Genomic DNA, 17085 nt, shown 5'->3' with positions numbered 1-17085 from the left:
CTAGCTAAAAGAATATGAGATTTATTATCAGTTTATTGATCACAGGTGTTGTCATCGCCGTTGCGTCCTATATTGTCCCGGGAGCTCATGTCGCAGGTTTTGGGTGGGCTATTATTACCGGTTTAGTTATCGGCTTGGTAAACGCCATTGTAGGGGGTATCCTTCGGATATTCACATTCCCGTTGAATTGGCTTACGTTTGGTTTGGTCTCCTTCATCATCACCGTGTTGATGATTATGCTTGCAGATAACCTGATGGGCAATAAATTCGACGTCAGTGGTTTTTGGACGGCCGCATTATTTGCTATAGTTGTCGCTGTAATTGAGATGATCATGGGTAAGATCATTGGCGAGGATAAATAGACGGAGTCCCGGCTCTAATAACAGGCTATGCCTAGGCGAGTCACATTTATTGAAGGTCTAAACTATACTTAAAAGGCCTTGTTTTTATCTACGATCGGCCAATAGCGGTGCGAGTGTAAGCACAACGAAAAACGTTTATCCGACTAGTTTAAGATAACATCTGTCGGATAAACGGAACAATACTTTGTGCCTACTTCTCTTTTCGTGATTTCTTCATTTTATTCAGCCAAATTAGTACGCCAGTGACCGGTAATGACGTCGCCACCAGACAACTAATAAAATAAAGAAGTTTGGTAAATGGTCCGTACACATCTCCGATATGCAGAGCCTTAATAGAAGAGCCTATCCGATTTCTTATCGATTTTTCTCGAAATAGATCTTTTTCCAATACATCACCCGAGTACTGGTCTAATACCAATTTATCACTGGCCGATGGCGCAAAGAAGCCAACACGGTTTTTAGTGATGGAAAGCGTTCCAACACTATCCTTCGGAAAATTGATCGTGATATCGCCATCGTAAGGTAAAATAACATTTACCGCCGCTATGGTCTCTTGGATATCCATGGGTGAAGACCCCGTGGTGTAACGCGACAAAGGTTCAGACTTTTGACCTTTTTCAATCTGTTGACTTTGATGGGTTCCCCAAGCTTTTTGCCAACCCTCTCGATACCATTCAAATGACCAAAACGGTCCGGTAACGGCCATCAGGAACAAGAATATCCAGGTGTAAAGACCAAGGGTGTTGTGAAGATCATGGTTAACCCGTTTCCAGCTTGCAGACCATTTCACTTTCAGGCCATTTTTCCAAGAGCGAATTTTATTCGGAAACCAAATGACGAGGCCTGTTAATACACCAAGAAGAAACAACAAGGTCGCTGTGCCTGTTATCCATGATCCCAATTTCCTGTTCTCTATCCCTTCAATAATCGGCCCTTCGATTTCATTAAGCAGCAACCATCGATGTAGCCCGAACATCGTCTGCATAAAGTCCGCCGTTTTGGTTTTCTCCTCTGCGGGATCACCTAATGCTTCTCCTGTATATGGATTGACCATCATCTGATTGGAACGGCGTCTACCTCCGCCTTGTGGCGCCTTATGCTCTCCTCCAGTCGATGCACTACCTTCTTGGTGGTGCGCTTCTCCATCCTTACCTTTTCCTCTACTTCCTGCCTTGGCGGGCGTACTCGAAGTTTTCGGCACCACTTCACCAGCAACACGCTCGCGATCACGACTCCCTATTCCGGAAGGTCCATCTTCTCCCCCTGCTTTTTTCTTGGTATACAATACACCATAAGAGGCAGTCTCGTCAAATGGAATCCGTATTCCGGTAACCTTTCCGGAGATCATGGGTCGAACCATGCTCAGCAGCGAGTCGACCGGTAATTTCTTACCTTCCTTTTCCACTTTATAATAGGAAGAAAGGGCCGCCTCCCGCAATTCCGTGTTATACACGTAGATTGTTCCGGTCAAACAAACAACAAACACAATGATGCCAGATATCAAACCTCCCCAGAGGTGTATGTCATTAAAAAGCTTACGGGTTTTTACCCAACCAGACTTTGCTTTTTTAGCCTTGTTCATCTCTTCTCTTTTTTGTCGGTATTGTCATGTACAGAAATCAGGTGACGCTCCTCCGGCGCTCACCTGATTCGATGCGATAATAATATGGCAACAAACCTTTACGGGCTCATGCCGTCTAATGTTACTAGTAAGCTCCCAGATAAAAGCTACCGGATTGGTTCTTCAACTTCGCGCCTTTTGTAATTTGCTTAGTTTTCCAATTAATTACATATAGATTTCCGTCTACACCATTCGGCGTCATCGGCACATACACGTTATCTCCTACCACACCGATATGTTGAAACTGTCCAAATGAACCTGTAATCGCAGGTATACCATCGCTACCCGAACGTCCCGAATAACCGATGTCCCCTTGGTGCTCTGTTGATAATTTGCTGGCAGATTTTGCATTCAAGTCAACCAACGCAAGATAACCTCCATTTATTCCATTTTCAGTATACAACACCAAGCCAATACCATCTTTAATATAACGCCAAGCGCGAATAGAAACCTTGTTTGTAGTGCCAAGCGCTGTCTTTAAATCAAAGTTATAAGCATTATCATATTCATTAGTAGCCCCATTGATGCGCAAAATCTGAGAACCTGACGTTGCAGTCGCCTGATAAATATGTCCATCCGTTCCAACATATTGGGTCATGGTACGGTAGGAATGATTGTTGTCTTTACTAACAGCAGGATCCATATAAATAAGTCTAGGATTTGTCAATGATGGATAATCAACGACCAACGTAGCTGTACCTAATTCACGAATTCCTTGCGTCCATGTTTGATTTCCGTTATTCCCAACACCTGATTTTTTAGTGACATCCGTCCTCGTTAAATTACATCCGATAAAAATCTTAGTTTTTGAAGCATTCAGTACAGGCACATCAATACGGCCGATCTGATAACCTGCTTTTGTTTGTTCTGAAGTAAAAGGGATTGTAAATTCAGTTTGTCTGGTAATTTCCGGATTATTTAAATCTAGCACTGCAATCTTAGCTTCACTTTGTACGTCGATAAAGTCTTGATCTTTCCCTTCTCCTGTAGCCGTGATCGTCGCTGATGCGTATACACCGACTCCAATACCGTCCGCAGCTACAACCCAACGAGGTGCACTGCCAAGAATTGGCTCAGTATTTACCTCTTCGCGCGTGTCTACAAAGTTCTTCTCTCCTTCCACTTTATACTTATTGAAGATCCCCCCATCGTTTCCGGTATACTGTATATTATATAAAAAATTACCGTTTGAAGATCCCTGAACCCGCGCAGTACGCTGTGATCGTAACGGATAACCATTCGTAAAAACATTGACTTCAAAATTGGGATTAACCGCTTGATCTAGAGTAACTGCGTAAGCCAATGTACCCCCATTTCCGGCCGTGCCTTCACCGTCTGGAAACGCAGCTGTCAACGTTATATATTTTCTATCCCAAATATCCGCACCGGATGCCCTTTGATCATCCCCAGGGCCATCACTGCTCTTTTCACACCCCATCAGCGTACCAAACATGATCGCAGATCCAAAAAAGACACTCTTGAATAAATTTGTTTTCATATGATTACTTATTAAAGTTATTTATCGTGTAATTTAGCTTGACATAAAACGCTCTCCCCGGTTTCTGAACGCCGAAGTTGTCGTACACTTCTGCATTAAATGCATTCTTACAATCCAAACTGACAACCAGCTTACCGCTTGGAACACGATAGCTGGTTCCAAAATCGTGCGTAAACTGAGTTGGCGTAGTAAACCATTCAGACTCCAACCAAATAGTGCTGAATGGGGCCACGTATCCTGCATTGTAATAGAGATTTAGCACAGACCGCTTCTGAAATATATGATTGAGGCGATATTGCAGATTACCATTCACCGTAAAAAACGGCTCATTAGGTACTTGTTTATTATAGAGACTGTGCGCGTTTCCACGTTCATCTTTTTCTACCTTGAATAACGAATTGAACTTAGAAAAATTAACTATCGCGTTTAGCTTGTTGTCATAAACATAATTTACTTCAGCCTCAAAACCCACTGATTGTGTCCGGGATAGATTGACAAATTGGGTTACTTGAATATCTTCGACTTGAGTCTCCCGGCCTTCTAGCACCTCTTCTTCACGTGTTTGTAAGATAATCTTATCATAGCCGTTTCGCCAGAATGCGTTTGCATAAACATTCAATCGATGTTGCTTTCCTTGCAGAACATTGTATCGCGTTCCGATGTTATAATTGATGGCCATTTCCGGCAAAATACTGGGATTTGGTAGTAAGTTATTCTCAGGTTCACCATAGATGTGACGCTCCGTCGGCACAATAAAAGACTTTTCCGCAGACAGTATCAGAAACCCATCTTTTAAAGCTTGATAGGATATTGTACCTCCAAACCCTTTGTTATTCCGCTTATTTACGGCTGACTCGTACAGAATCGCCCCGTCGACTTCACCAATTGGTATGCGCTGGTCACTTCGGTAAATGGCATATTTGCCGAAAATATTCGTTTTCAGCCGACCAGCCAACATCTCCGACTCGTAGTTCATGGACCATATATTTGTGGTAATATTATTTCTCGTAATCCACCGACTACGATCGGGACGGAGCAGATCGTGATCGTTTCTATTCGATTTTTCGAACTTATGATTTAAAGAAAGCCGGTGTCCAGAAATTATAGTATAAGCTAAATTAGAACGAATATTCGAAATAGTTCGATCAATGTCGCTCATGACAGCATCTCCTTGTTGCCCTTTTCCTGGCTGATGTGGATAGGGCTTATGTTCCCCACTCGCATTCGGCGGAGCCAACAAAAGCTCCAAGTCGTCCCTTCCGGAACCTTCTCTGCTCCAGTTGTACATCTGACTCACGGTATCCTGCAGATATGTGTTACGCATACTATGCACCGCGTTGATATTTAGTGATAATCCTTCAATGAATAGATTTTTCTTACTGTAGTTCAAGCTAAAAACATTTGCTTGATATTCATTGAACCGCCCGAGATATGGCCTTGTCATTGTCAAGCCGTGTGGAATATCTTTATAAGAGTCCGATACGTTATAGCCTAAAAAGAACTGATCTGCCCATTTCACATCTGTAAAACCGAATTCGAAACGTCCACCCAGGCTTTCGAATTTGTCGTTCGGTCTTTTGGTCCTGTTGTACCGGATGACACGACCACCTGGTAACGTATACTTAGAGAATTTACCCCACATTTCGTAGTTATTATCCGAATGGCTATAAAAGCCGGATACGCGAGCTGTAAATCCGTTTCTCTGGTTACGATATAGTCCCCCTATGTCGGCTCGATAGGTGTTGAAGGAGCCAAACGAAACCGCCGCTGTAATGTTATTCGCTGATGCGTCCTTTTTCATGATTACATTGATCGCACCGCCTACATAATTTCCGCTTAGATGAGAAGGTAAAACGCCTTTATACACTTCAATGCGTTCGATCATAGCAGGAGGGATGTTATTTAGGTTAAAGGACGAACCATAGGTCGAGATTTCGATACCATCCAAGAACAGACCAATTGTACTACCCGACATCCCATTAAGATTATACTCAATTGGCGCCCCTTCTCCCCCATTTTGTCGAACCCTCACCCCCACAGCCCTATCCAATAGGTCATTTGTTGTTACGTTTCGTAGGGAAGCTTCCTTGGTTTCAATAACCGCAACAGCGAAACCTCCAATCTCCATATCCCTTTTCTCTGTATTACGGTTTACTGTTACTTCATCGATCCCAACAACTCCCTTTTTTCCGACAGTCAAATGAAACTCTTGACTAACCTGTTGCACATCTACCGTGAAACGCTGCTTATCAATTTCGACAGAACTGACTTCCACAACCTTCATACCTGTCGGAACATTATGTAATGTGTATTCCCCTTTCTCATTAGATACCGTGATCAATGTAGTTCCAGCTACTTTGATAGTAGCTCCGTTTACACGCTCTCCATTCTTTGTCGTAATAATTCCTCGAAGAGACGACACCTGTGCCCATGTACAAAGAAATAAGCTCACAAATAAGGCTGTCAGAATGAGATGTTTCATTATTCAAGATTAATATACTATATTTGACACTCTTTAGATCAAGTCTAAATTAATGACGTCGCAAAAATAGAATTAATCTAAATAGCAAAATGACGATATTGGAAAATAAATATTCAGATTCCGAAAATAATTGTTTCAAAAAGAATTTACTTTCGTTCAACAAATTGCAAACGTCTATGCAATATATTCTGTTGAACGAATTAGACGGTTTATGTGCCGCATTTCCGTCTAGTGGATACATCAACATCCTGTGCTACGACCGGATCTTACCCTTTTCTTATTCTATTAATGATGAGCTATTCTTCATTGAGCAAAATGAAAACAGCTTTCATCAGGTACAGGAGAAACAAACTTTGCGGGTGACGGGGCGTGTAGGAATCGGAAAATCTATTGTTATTTTCCTTCCGGAGTTCTCGTTGCCAGACACGATGACAACCCTCCCAAAGCAGCAAACGACCGTACTGGACAACAGTAGATTAAAGCTGCTAAAACAACGTGTTGCCGAGTTACATCAAACGGATCACCTCTCAAAACACATCCGTATCCAGAGCTTACTGTTGGACGCTTTAGCAATTCAGATAGAAAGCATGAATGTTGCGCCAGAGGTGACCATACAATCCGATTTATTGGAGAAGATTCTACAGGCTCAAAAGTTGATCGATCAGGACCTAACGAAAAATTACACCATCAATGAGCTGTCAAAAGCCGTGGGGACAAACGAACAATACTTGAAAAAATACTTCAAGCAGTATGTCGGCAAAACCATTATGCATTATGTATTGGAGACTAAAATGCTATATGCCAAAAAACTGATTACCACTGGAGACGTCCGGATCGCCGATGTCGCGCGCATGACGGGATATAAACATGCCACCCATTTCAGCATGAACTTTAAGAAGTTTTTCGGAATTCTTCCAACCTCACTGCGGTACTCACTATTCCTTCTACAAAGTAGCACCGTTGAGCTCGCCGAACTGGAATCTTTACGTTTCTTTTTGTAAATAACGTTTCTTACTGAACGAACCTCTAAATACGTAAAACTAAAAAAGAGGTATCTCCAATCGTTGCTGCCAACCGATGTAGATACCTCCTTTTGTTGTATCGCTTATACAACGCGGCTATTCGTTAGTCAAACTTCCAGCGCACAAAGGCTTCAATGGCTTCGTAATCCGCCAATCCGAGTTTATGATAAAGCTCGGCTGTCTCACTAGTACGATCCTCTGCCCGAACCCAAAATTCACGAGGATCATCCCCCGGAAATACAGGAACATCTTTTTGCGATTGATGTTTGAAAATGGCCAAACGTTTCCTCTTTACCTCTTGCGGTGACAACGGCACTGCCATCTCGATCTCATGGATCGGATACTCATGCCAAGCTCCTCGATATAACCACAACCAGCAATCCTTGGTCCATTCATCGGTTTTCGACAAGCGCTTCAACGCTTCAAACAAAATATCAAAACAAACTTTGTGAGTACCGTGCGGGTCTGCAAAATCGCCGGCAGCAAATACCTGATGGGGTTTAACCTGACGAAGCAATTCCATCGTTTGCTGAATATCGTCCTCATACGACACCTCTTTGGAGAACTTGCCGCGGTCGTAAAACGGAAGATCTTGGAAATGAATATTCCCATCTGGGAGCCCGACAAACCGCGCTCCAGCGATCGCTTCTCCTTTACGGATCAACGCCTTGATTGTCCGAATAATTTCCGGGTCTACCTGATTCGGCTGCTTCGCCTTAAAAAATTCGCGGGCTTCGTTATAAATCTTAGTGGTAACACCATTATCATCGTCGATGGCTTTCGCAAAATCTTGAACAAACTCCAGATAACGGAGAACGTCGTCGTCCCATACCGCCGTATTACCGGATGTTTGGTATGCAACATGGACATTGTGTCCTTGATCCGCCAACCGAATAAACGTCCCTCCCATAGAGATAACATCATCGTCCGGATGCGGAGAAAACAAGATCACGTTCTTACGCGCAGGCTCAGCCCGTTCGGGACGGCTAGAATCGTCTACACCAGGCTTCCCTCCCGGCCACCCGGTAATGGTACGCTGCAATTCATTAAAAATCTTAATATTGATATTGTAGGCTGGCCCTTTTTCGGTTACCAGCTGCGCCATACCGTTATTGTTGTAATCGTCATCTGTCAATTTCAGGATGGCTTTATCCAACTTTAACGACAGCCAAACTACCGCTTTTTTAATCAACGTGTCTGTCCAGATCACATCGTGTGCCAACCATGGTAAATTGAAGCGGGTGAGGTGAGATGCCGCATCCTGATCCAAAACAAATTCAACGTGGTCAGATAACTGCAAGTACGTTGCTGGGATATCAGAAGATATTTCCCCTTCTACAGCTTTTTTTACGATTTCCGCCTTTTTCTCGTTCCAGGCCATAAGGATAATTTCCTTGGCCTTAAAGATGGTACCTACCCCCATCGTTATGGCCTTCGTCGGTACATTTTCCTTTCCTCCGAAATCACGAGAAGCATCCCGTCGGGTAAGATCGTCCAGAATGACCAATCGTGTCCCGGAATTCGGTGCTGAACCCGGCTCGTTAAAACCGATATGTCCCGTACGCCCAATGCCTAGAATCTGTATGTCCAGACCGCCGAGGCTCGAAATCTTTTGTTCATAAGCTTCACAGAATGATTGAACCGCATCCTCTGCCAATGTCCCATCCGGAATATGGATGTTTTCTTTTGGAATGTCTATGTGATCGAATAGATTTTTGTTCATAAACGTCACATAACTTTGATCCGCATCAGGTTTCATTGGATAGTATTCATCCAAATTGAACGTGGTTACATTCTTGAAACTAAGCCCTTCTTCTTGGTGAAGGCGGACTAATTCTTTGTAGACTTTTACGGGCGTAGCTCCAGTTGCTAAACCCAGTACTGCCGTTTCGCCTTTCGCTTGTTTCTCTTTAATGATCGACGCGATGCGATGAGCAACATCCACAGAGGCCTCGTTTTGGTTGGGGTACACCTTTACAGGTACGCGTTCAAAACGTGTCTCCTCTAATAAATTTAATCTTGCCATTAATAAGGAATATTATATTGTTAACAACCTGAATAACAAATTTAAAAATAAAACCCTACCAAACCGAAAAAAACAGGCGAAATCAGGCAAAAAAATGCATAAAAGGGATTGCAATCGGTTGTGTTTATACATTCGCGAGCGCCGATATAGCTTGCTGAAGGGTGTCTTCACTTTTTGCAAAACACAAACGTAACAGCCTTTGCTCTAAAGGAATACTATAAAAAGAGGATACCGGAATCGTCGCTACGCCGTGTTCAATAGTCAGTTTTTTGGCAAATTCCAGTTCCGACAGCGCACTGACCCCACTATAATCTATCAGCAAGAAATAGGTTCCCGCACTCGGAAGCACACGAAAGCGAGACATCGCCAAACCCGACGCTAGATAATCGCGTTTCTGCTGAAAAAATGCAGGCAGAGAACGATACGTATCGGTGTCGGTCAAAAATTCAGCAATGGCATGCTGCATGGGCGTATTAACGCTAAACACATTAAATTGATGTACCTTCCGGAATTCTTGCGACAACCGGGGAGGTGCGATGACATAGCCGAGTTTCCACCCCGTCGTATGCAATAGTTTCCCAAAGGATGCCACCACAAAACTCCGTTCGCGCAAGTGAGAAAACTCCAAGACCGAATGATGCCGCTCCCCATCAAAGACCAAATGTTCATAGACTTCATCGCTCAATAGGAAGATAGCCGTCCCTGCCAGTAAACGCTCTAATTCGAGCAAATCCGCTCGGGAGAAAATCATGGCGGAAGGATTGTTGGGATTATTTATAATAATGAGCTTGGTGCGTGTGCTGATCGCCTCCCGCACCTGGTCCCAATCGATTTTGAAAGCTGGCCCACGAAGACGGATAGGGACAACTTTACCCCCAAAAACTTCAACACTGGGTGAATATGAATCATACGCGGGTTCGAAAAGGATAACCTCATCTCCGGGCTGGATAATGCTCGCAATCGCGGTGAACAAGGCTTGTGTCCCGCCCGCAGTAATCGTAACTTCATCCAATGGATCGACGTTTAGTTGATATAATGCCTGCACTTTCGCGGCCAGTACCTCCCGTAATGCCACCACACCAGCCATGGGAGCATATTGATTATAGCCACCGCGCAGATACTTCTCTACCAGAGCGACGAGGCGATCGGATGCTGGATAATTCGGAAAACCTTGCGATAGATTAATCGCCTGATATTGTTCAGCCAATGCAGACATCTGTGAAAAAATACTCCATGTGATATTCGGCAATTTCGAATCGTGATACGGAAATGTTGTAGACATTTTACAAAACTATTATCCTACTAAAGTAATAGATTATTTATATTTGACCTATCATATATTGAAGAAAGATGAAGAAAAAAATACTATGGATAATTTTGTTTGTCCTTCCAATGGTTTCATTTGCTCAAACAAAAGAAGAGCTTATCGCTCAAGTTAAAGCGAATCCAAAAAGCATAGAGAGCCTTAAAACTATACAGCGTGTAGGTGGCTACTATCCGGATTACAAAGAATTGGGCGCGCTTTTCAAAGGTTTAGACAAATCCGTCCGTAAATCGAAAGATGGCAAAGCATTTGCCTATTATCTAAAACGCCTGGAGGAATCTTCGGTCGGGAAAAAGGCGCCCGCTATCACCCAACTGACACCAGAAGGAGAGCCTTTTTCGTTATCAGATCTCAGGGGAAAATACGTGCTTATTGACTTTTGGGCCGCTTGGTGCCCAGACTGCCGCAAGGAAAACCCTAATCTGGTAAAAACTTACGCGGAGTTCAAGGACAAGAATTTTGAAATCTTAGGGGTATCGTTCGACCGGAAAATGGAGGACTGGGTCAAAGCCATCGAAACGGATAAATTGACATGGAAACATATTTCGGACTTGCAGTCCTGGCAGAATGCAGCGGGAACGCTCTATGGCGTACGTTCGATTCCTCAAAACATCTTGGTTGATCCAGAAGGTATCATCGTGGCTCGAAACTTACATGGCGAAGATTTGAATAAAAAATTACGAGAGTTGCTGAAGTAAACGAACACACAAACCCGTTTTTTTTTGCTCAAAACAAAGCTAGTGGAATCCTAACAATGAGATTGTTTGGCATCCTTTTGACTAACTGGAACGAACGTCGCTCGCGAACGAGGCATCCACCAATGCTCTTAGCTAAGATGTTTAAGCGCAAGAGTTTATAAACCCCCGGCATATTTCTTCCGACACAGAGGGAAATGGAGTTTTTAACATACCTAAATCTAGAGGAGGCAAAAGGATATCAAAAACGTTTTCCCTAGAAATATGCTTCAGAACTTTCTCAAAGAAATTGTTATAACAACGTTGTAATTTTTCTTGTATAGAAATCGGAATTCTTCCGATTTCTATACATATTTTACAAAATGAGTTTTTGATACGGTGATCGAAGAGTATACCGAAGAACCGTTGACAAGACAGCTTATCCTTTCTCCTCTATCAGGCTATAAAATCACCCAAATAATGCCCGAAACAAGTCTTCTAAAGTAGCTAACGGTCGAATGGCTATATCAAATTTTTTGGCATCCAAACCTTTGGTATTATACTTGGAAATGAAGATCCCTTCAAATCCTAGCTTTTCCGCCTCTGCAATGCGCTGTTCGATTCGGTTGACGGCGCGGATCTCGCCCGAAAGCCCCACCTCTCCGGCAAAGGTGAGTTGAGCAGACAGCGGAATATCCTGTTGCGAGGAAATCAATGCGGCAATCACGGCTAAGTCAATTGCCGGATCCTCGACACGTAGTCCACCGGCAATATTTAAAAAGACATCTTGCGCACTTAATCGAAATCCAAAACGTTTTTCCAAGACAGCCAACAACATGCTGAGCCGTTTGGTATCGAAGCCTGTTGAGGTTCGTTGAGGCGTACCAAACGCGGAATTACTGACCAACGCCTGCACCTCGATCATCATGGGGCGCACCCCTTCTAGCATCGCCGCTATTGCCACGCCACTGACTGGCTCGTCCCGCTGCGAGAGCATAATCTCCGACGGATTGGACACCTCGCGCAATCCAGATCCCTGCATTTCATAGATCCCGAGCTCAGAAGACGAACCAAATCTATTCTTAACGGAACGTAGTATTCGGTACACGTGATGCCGATCGCCTTCAAATTGCAATACCGTATCTACCATATGTTCCAGCACTTTAGGCCCCGCAATGGATCCATCTTTGGTGATATGACCAACGATAAACACGGGCGTACTTGTTTCTTTCGCAAAACGAAGCAGCTCCGCTGTACATTCTCGGACTTGTGACACGGATCCGGGTGCCGATTCAATTTGCGACGAATGCAATGTCTGTATCGAATCGATAACGACGATATCCGGCTGTACAACTTCGATTTGCTTAAATATATTCTGTGTCGCGGTTTCTGTCAATATATAACAATTGGCTTTGGAATTCTGAACCAGCCGCTCAGCCCGCATTTTTATCTGCTGCTCGCTTTCCTCGCCCGAGATATATAAGGTCTTGACCTGGGGTATCCCTAGCGCCAATTGCAGCATTAAAGTAGACTTGCCAATACCGGGTTCTCCGCCAATAAGCACCAACGACCCCGGTACAATTCCTCCCCCCAAAACACGGTTGAACTCTTTGTCAGGCGTAGCCAGCCGCTGCTCATCCTGATATACGATTTCGTTTATCACAGCGGCCTTATTGGATCGCTTCGACGATCCGGCTGATGCGCTCCGCCACTCGGGTACTTTTGAATTTACTTTTTCAACTGTCTCCTCGACAAATGAATTCCATTGCTTGCAAGATGGACATTGCCCGAGCCATTTCGCCGATTCGTATCCACAATGCTGACAGAAATATGCTGATTTTGTTTTAGCCATTTTACGAAATTAAAGAAAAGCCACGGAATATTTTTCAAATTTCTGACGATCAGGTGTAACATCTTCTCCTTACCTTCGACTTATTAAATTCCATGAATAAACATTTAGAAGCCGACTTTATCATGCTGCTGGAGGAACACCAAAATATCCTCCACAAAATCTGCAAATTATATGCGGATGATACAGAAGCACACAAGGATCTGTTTCAGGAAATGGTTATTCAGCTGTGGCACTCGTATCCCAAGTTCAAGGGAGATGCAAAATTTTCGACATGGGCGTACCGCGTGTCGCTAAATACGGCCATCTCACTTTTCCGCAATAAGAAACGCAAGATTGTTACTGTAGAGTGGGATCAGGCGTTTCAAAATATACGGTACGAAGAATACAACGACCAGCAAGAAGAGCAATTGCGTTTCTTATATGCTGCTGTTCGACAGCTCAATGATATCGAAAAGGCTTTGGTATATATGTATCTGGAGGACAAAGATTATGTCGAAATCGCGGAAACACTCGGAATCAGCGAGGTAAATGCACGGGTTAAAATGAATCGGATCAAAACGAAATTAAAAAATAGGTTAAATCAGCAAGGAGGTATATAATGGATGGATTGGATTTACTGAAACAGCATTGGCATAAAGATAACAATTTTCCTCAGGTGGATAAGGAGGCACTTAGAGGCATGCTGCATAAAAGTTCTTCTTCAATTGTGAAATGGATTTTCCTGATCAGTATCCTAGAACTAGCTCTTGGCATCATCCTAAGCTTCTCCTTCGGCATCGACAAAGAGCAACATAGCCTATTCTATGATGTGGTTTACACCGTGTTTGATCTAGTTTTTTATACGGTTATATGCTATTTCATTTACAGCTTTTTTAACAGCTACAGGCAGATCAAGAGTACTAACAACACAAAAGTTTTATTGGGCACAATATTAAAAACCAGACAACATGTCGACCGTTATATCCGATTTAATTTGTACTGCATTATCTTTTCGTTTGTGTTCATCTCCATCGATGAGGTCATTATTCAATACCAAGAAAGAACAACGGGAGAGTTTATATCTTTTCTGTTGTTTATGGTCATTTTGTCTTCCTTGTTTTGTTGGGTCTTCCTGTTAATTGTTAAACTCTACTACCGTGTATTGTATAGAAGGCTTGTAAAGAAATTGACCAAAAACTACGAAGAACTATTGGAAATAGACCGCCAGGAGCAGGGTTAGTTTTCATTTTCCTTCAAGATGCGCAGGAAGTTTCGCCCCATAATCTGAGCGACATCATCCTTGGAATACCCTCGTTCCAATAAGGCCTTCGTCAGAACCGGAAAGGTAGATACGTCTCCCAGTCCCTGCGGGGACGACTCTATCCCGTCGAAATCTGATCCGATGGCCACGTGTCGCACACCCACCTTTTTTACTAGATAATCGATATGATCTAATAGAAGGGATAATGGAGCATCGGCCTGACGCTGCATTTTTTTTGGTAACTTTTCATATTGCCGAGTAGTAGATAGCGTATAATTGCCCCGGTCACCCATATGTTTTCGGTACAACTTTCGTACCCGTTTGGTAAATTCAGGATCCAGAAAACCAGAGTAAAAGTTGACGCCCACCACACCACCATTCTTTTTTAAAGCTTCCAGTTGTTCATCCTTTAAGTTGCGATAGTGCGGCATCAACGTATAGGCGTTGCTATGCGAGACGAGGACAGGCTTGGTTGTTATCGACAGCACGTCATAAAACGTTTGCTCGCCTACGTGAGAAAGATCAACCATCATACCCAACTCGTTCATGCGATTAATGATCCTCCGCCCCAAAGCAGTCAAGCCTTTGCCAGCAGACCCTTCCGTTTTTACTTCTATCGCGGCAGCGCTCGCCCAAGGAAGGTTATAATTCCACGTGAGCGTTAAATAACGCGCCCCCCGGTTATAAAGCGCTTCAAGATTTTCTACCGAGTTCTCAATCATATTACCCCCCTCTACGCCGATGACAGCGGCGATCTTTCCCTCTCGAACGATTGCGTCTATCGCGGCACTATTTGTCCCGATAGCGATCTCTCCCGCATGACTATGTACCATCTTTTCTAAGAGATCGATTTGAAGATTGGCATGTTTGAACGCTTTACCCTTTCCGTATTGTTTATCGTCAGACCAAACGGCGAATACCTGAACATCTACTCCTCCCTCCTTGAGCCTCGGTATATCAGTATGTCCAACCGAAAGTCTCTTACTTATATCCCGACCTTTGAGCAACGATTCATAAATTACATCATTATGTCCATCAACAATCACCAGATCTTGATGAAATTGTCCTTCTTCCTGTGCTTTTAGTGATCCCGACATCACCAAGCTGAGAACGATCAACATCTTTTTAAGCTGCTCCATTATTTAGTCGCATTGATGGTTTCATAAATAACATCCTGAATACGGCTACGGATATTCAGATCATACAATTTCGTGGTCACCTGCGGATGAACTCGATTCGACAGAAAGATATAAATCAACTGATTTTTGGGATCGATCCAAATGCACGTTCCGGTATATCCGGTGTGCCCGTATACGGATTCGTTAGCTAACTTCGACGGATATTCTTTTTTAGGATCGGGATCTGCACGATCAAACCCCAACCCACGTCTACTGGTTTTGGACTGCTTTGAGGTAAACATATCGATGGTTTCGGGCTTAAAATAGCGGACACCTCCATAGTCTCCCCGGTTCAACAACAACTGCCCATAAATTGCTAAGTCATTTGCCGTAGCAAAAAGACCCGCGTGCCCAGCGACCCCTCCCGCCATGGCCGCGCCCTGATCATGTACGTAACCTTGCAGCAGCACTTTGCGAAACGACGTGTCGTACTCCGTGGGAACAATCTGGTCTTTTGCAAAACGAGTTCGCGGATTGTAGCCGGCTGTTTTCATACCAATAGGTCGATACAACAGATGTTGCACATAGTTATCCATAGGCTCAGCTGTCTCGTGTTCGGCGACTTCTTTCATGACATACATACTGATGTCGCTATACACATAGCTCCCAACAGGTTTAACCGCCGACTGCAGCATCTCCGGCCACATCACATCCCGGTAATAATTATTTTTTAAGTAGGCGCTATCAGCCACTTTCACTTGATGGCCGGCGTCTGGAGAACGCCGTATGTCGCCTGCATTCAAATGTCGGTAGAACGGAATATAAGGTGTAAAACCGGCTTCATGCAGCAGTACGCTCCGAAGCGTAATATCTTTTTTGTTGGTCTCCTTCGCTTGCCATAAATAACGTCCCATGGTGCTATCTAGATTGATAATGCCTTTCTCTTGTAAATGCATAACCACTGGGGTCGTACCTGCAATTTTGCTAATCGAAGCAAGATCGAAAATATCGGTAGTACGTGTAGGTACTTTTTGTCCATAGGTGTGGTAGCCATATGCCTTGTCAAAAATAACCTGTCCGTTTTTCACGGCCATAACAACCATCCCCGGTGCCGCGCGTCCGCGGATTGCTTCACCCGCAATCGCATCAATTTTTGCAGTCATAGCCGCAATATTAAGTCCTGACGCTTTTGCCTCCGTATATTGCAATCGGGTTTGTTCCGTCTTATGTGTTCCCTGGGTGATGGCCAGTCCACCAAAAATGGACATGGCTGCATGTGCTTGTGCCTCTTCACCCCCGGCAGGCGCCACTAACTCCGATATACCATTCCCTAAAAAACCGCGGTTCCAGGGTTGCGAATTTGTTCCATCGTCAAACCGCACCAAAATCACACGCTTTTTGTTCACAATCGACTGCCTGACCATCAGCAGCAGGTCATTACGCAGATCCGCCGTCGACCCAGCCACAATGATCAAATTCGCATATTTGGTATGTTCATCATACTGATTAAAGTCAAAGCTTTCGATATCGGCGTATCGCTTTGCCGTATGAATAAACGTGGCGTACCTGGAAGGAACGGTCGTTACCAATGCAATTTTGTATTCGTCCAGACGTTTCAAAGGAAGCAGACCATTTGCATTTTGCAACAACACGGATTCATTAACTGCGGTTTGCTTATACTGAGCCCATCCAGAAAGATGCGTAAAAAGCATGCTCAGACAAAGTAAGGAACATAATACAAAAGATCTCATATGGAAATAGGAAGGTAAAGCGATGGTTATCATGTTGCTGTTTTTATAAGTAAATATAAACATAAAACGCAAAAATATGCAAACACAAACAACCAATTTCGCCTAAATGTTCCAT

13 protein-coding genes are annotated in these 17085 nt (G+C 43.7%); 5 read left to right on the top strand and 8 right to left on the bottom strand.

Annotation, left to right across the window (positions count from 1 at the left end):
* The first annotated feature begins 14 nt into the window (after positions 1-14).
* Positions 15-362, top strand: a complete 348-nt coding sequence (locus tag ACFSR5_RS16075) for a phage holin family protein (RefSeq protein WP_380905484.1) — start codon at positions 15-17, stop codon at positions 360-362.
* 190 nt (positions 363-552) lie between these two features.
* Here the strand turns inward: ACFSR5_RS16075 and ACFSR5_RS16070 are convergent, their stop codons facing one another.
* The 3 genes from ACFSR5_RS16070 to ACFSR5_RS16060 form a co-directional block, all read right to left on the bottom strand.
* A complete protein-coding gene (locus ACFSR5_RS16070; protein ID WP_380905483.1) occupies positions 553-1944 on the bottom strand; it encodes a PepSY-associated TM helix domain-containing protein in 1392 nt (463 codons plus the stop codon).
* A 124-nt stretch (positions 1945-2068) separates the two neighbouring features.
* Positions 2069-3481: a hypothetical protein gene (locus ACFSR5_RS16065; RefSeq protein ID WP_380905482.1), complete on the bottom strand. Its 1413-nt coding sequence runs from the start codon at positions 3479-3481 to the stop codon at positions 2069-2071.
* Positions 3482-3485: 4 nt separating this feature from the next.
* Positions 3486-5963, bottom strand: a complete 2478-nt coding sequence (locus ACFSR5_RS16060) for a TonB-dependent receptor (protein WP_380905481.1) — start codon at positions 5961-5963, stop codon at positions 3486-3488.
* 176 nt (positions 5964-6139) lie between these two features.
* On the opposite strand from ACFSR5_RS16060, the gene ACFSR5_RS16055 reads away from it, so the two are divergent.
* Positions 6140-6964 (top strand): helix-turn-helix transcriptional regulator, encoded by an 825-nt coding sequence (locus tag ACFSR5_RS16055; protein ID WP_380905480.1) that lies wholly within the window; start codon positions 6140-6142, stop codon positions 6962-6964.
* A 124-nt stretch (positions 6965-7088) separates the two neighbouring features.
* Here the strand turns inward: ACFSR5_RS16055 and nagB are convergent, their stop codons facing one another.
* Positions 7089-9011: a glucosamine-6-phosphate deaminase gene (gene nagB / locus ACFSR5_RS16050; protein ID WP_380905479.1), complete on the bottom strand. Its 1923-nt coding sequence runs from the start codon at positions 9009-9011 to the stop codon at positions 7089-7091.
* Between the two features lie 124 nt (positions 9012-9135).
* Positions 9136-10293, bottom strand: a complete 1158-nt coding sequence (locus tag ACFSR5_RS16045) for a methionine aminotransferase (RefSeq protein ID WP_380905478.1) — start codon at positions 10291-10293, stop codon at positions 9136-9138.
* A gap of 68 nt (positions 10294-10361) precedes the next feature.
* Here ACFSR5_RS16045 and ACFSR5_RS16040 point away from each other — a divergent pair, with 68 nt between their 5' ends.
* A complete protein-coding gene (locus ACFSR5_RS16040) occupies positions 10362-11033 on the top strand; it encodes a peroxiredoxin family protein (protein WP_380905477.1) in 672 nt (223 codons plus the stop codon).
* Between the two features lie 445 nt (positions 11034-11478).
* Here the strand turns inward: ACFSR5_RS16040 and radA are convergent, their stop codons facing one another.
* A complete protein-coding gene (radA, locus tag ACFSR5_RS16035; protein ID WP_380905476.1) occupies positions 11479-12861 on the bottom strand; it encodes a DNA repair protein RadA in 1383 nt (460 codons plus the stop codon).
* A gap of 92 nt (positions 12862-12953) precedes the next feature.
* Here radA and ACFSR5_RS16030 point away from each other — a divergent pair, with 92 nt between their 5' ends.
* Both ACFSR5_RS16030 and ACFSR5_RS16025 read left to right on the top strand, forming a co-directional pair.
* On the top strand, positions 12954-13460 hold the full coding sequence (locus ACFSR5_RS16030; RefSeq protein ID WP_380905475.1) for an RNA polymerase sigma factor: 507 nt from the start codon (positions 12954-12956) through the stop codon (positions 13458-13460).
* Positions 13460-14080 (top strand): hypothetical protein, encoded by a 621-nt coding sequence (locus ACFSR5_RS16025; RefSeq protein ID WP_380905474.1) that lies wholly within the window; start codon positions 13460-13462, stop codon positions 14078-14080. Before ACFSR5_RS16030 ends, ACFSR5_RS16025 begins: the two co-directional genes overlap by 1 nt.
* Here ACFSR5_RS16025 and ACFSR5_RS16020 read toward each other — a convergent pair.
* Positions 14077-15240: a dipeptidase gene (locus ACFSR5_RS16020; RefSeq protein ID WP_380905473.1), complete on the bottom strand. Its 1164-nt coding sequence runs from the start codon at positions 15238-15240 to the stop codon at positions 14077-14079. The genes ACFSR5_RS16025 and ACFSR5_RS16020 overlap by 4 nt on opposite strands.
* Positions 15240-16931 (bottom strand): serine hydrolase domain-containing protein, encoded by a 1692-nt coding sequence (locus ACFSR5_RS16015; protein ID WP_380905472.1) that lies wholly within the window; start codon positions 16929-16931, stop codon positions 15240-15242. Before ACFSR5_RS16015 ends, ACFSR5_RS16020 begins: the two co-directional genes overlap by 1 nt.
* Positions 16932-17085: the final 154 nt, after the last annotated feature.

Origin of the sequence: Sphingobacterium suaedae (assembly GCF_042684625.1) — a bacterium.
Taxonomy (GTDB): Bacteria; Bacteroidota; Bacteroidia; order Sphingobacteriales; family Sphingobacteriaceae; genus Sphingobacterium; species Sphingobacterium suaedae.
The sequence above is the reverse complement of the archived record's forward strand: the minus strand, read 5'-3'. Positions and strand labels throughout refer to the sequence as shown.